The 1,731-nt window shown below is 65.7% G+C and carries 1 protein-coding gene; it reads right to left on the reverse strand.

Going from position 1 to position 1,731, the window contains the following annotated elements; genetic code table 11:
- Positions 1-175: 175 nt before the first annotated feature.
- Positions 176-1,606, reverse strand: coding sequence for an IS1380 family transposase (locus tag AC1DES_RS19080; protein ID WP_476897265.1), 1,431 nt, complete (start codon positions 1,604-1,606; stop codon positions 176-178).
- Positions 1,607-1,731: the final 125 nt, after the last annotated feature.

Here is a 1,731-nt window from a genome sequence, read left to right on the forward strand (position 1 = left end):
CTAGCCTCGATTTTTCATGATGCTCGTTGTTGGCCGCTGATTTGTGGCCGCGGCTGGCGGGCGGTTGTTTTCTGTTTCCGGGCAGTCTGGTGTGGCCCGTTTGGTTCGCTTGGGGTTGGCGCCGGTTCCACTTCCGGTGATGGGGCTGATCGTCGGGACAGGGGCGGGTGCCCGCTCACCCGGGGGCAGCAGGCAGGAGCTGTTTAAGGCGCCCGGTAGTCTCCAAAAGCAGTATCAGGAGGTCTCGTTCCGGCGCGGATTGCGGTAGCAGCAGCTGGTTGCGGCGGGCGCGGGTGATGATTTTCCCGGCGGTCGCGAAGAGCCGGTAGCGCCAGCGTTTGATGTCCCAGGCTTTGGCGTGGTGGCCGTCCGGGAGGGCCGTGAGCTGGAGCCAGGAGACCAGGTTGAAGGCAAGTGCGGCGATGTCCGCCCAGGCCTGGTTCGCGGCGAAGTCAAAGAACGGCAGCTTTCCCAGTCCGGTGTTTTTCAGGGTTTTGATCCGGTTCTCACACCGGCCCCGGGCGCGGTGCCGGGCGTCCAGGAACGGTCCGTGCCAGCGCGGGGAGTTGGTCAGGAACGCGGTAATCCGGTGCCCGTCGGCATCGAGCAAGGTCGGCTGCGCGCCTGGGTGCAGCGGCTCGGCCCGCAGGAACAACTGTGTGCCCGGCGGGTAATCGGTGAGCGGAACAACGTCGGTGGCGTTGATGACCCACGCATCGCTCCGGTCGTTTCCGGACTGGTCCAGGGCCGGCTGCCAATGCTGTTTGTTGCTGATCCAGTCGATCATGTGAGCCTTGCCGAACGGCAGGGTGTAGCTGGTGGAAAACTGCACGCCGAGGCCGTGCAGGTGCCAGAGGAACTTCCGTGAGGCCCCGGCGCTGTCGGTGCGGACCAGGACCTTCTCCCCGGCCAGGGTCCCGGTGTCGGTGAAGAAGCCGTCGGGCAACTGGGCTGCGGCGGTGTGGAAAACCCGGATGTGGTCCTCGGCGCTGTTCGCTCCGGCGTTGCCGGGCCGCAGCACCGCGGCGAGGATTTCCCCGGAACCGTTGCCGGCGCCATAGTCGACGCTGGCGATGAACGGGGCGAACCCGTAGCCGCCTTTGTAGGTGCCGGCGACGTTTTCCTTATCGGAATGCGAGGTCACCAGCGTCGCGTCAAGATCGATGATGAGCGGGTCCGCGGCCGTCGCGGACCGTGCCGGGTTCCGGTCCCCGGCGGCGTCCCAGGCCCGGGTCCGCAGGGCCCGGGTGAGGGTTTCGAATCCGTAGCCGAACAGCTCCGGGTTGGCCACGGTGCGTTCGAAGAACCGGGACACGGTCGCGTTCGAGGGCAGCTGGCCGAAGGCGCCGGGTGAGGACCGCAGGATGTCCAGATCCGAGGCGTGTTCTCCTCCGGCGGCGAGCATCGCGGCCAAAGAACCAACCAGCCGGCCAGRCCGGTGTTTCGCGCCGGAGGGAACGAACTGGCCGAGCCGCTCTTCGCACAGCCTGCCGAATCCCAGGGCGTCCATGAAGTCCGTGAGGACCGTGACTCCGGCGTGGGAGATCAGCGACTGGCCGGTGAAAGTGACCGGATGGGACGGAAAAACACGGGTAGACTTCTGCATCGAAAGGGTGCTCCTTCGCAAGGCAAATAACGGTCTCGACAACCACTATTTTCCCAGCTCAGAGCACCCTTTCCCTGCTTAAACACGCACGCCAAACGCTGCGCCATGAAAACCCCGGGCTAGGC

This window comes from Arthrobacter sp. 05T442, assembly GCF_056395945.1.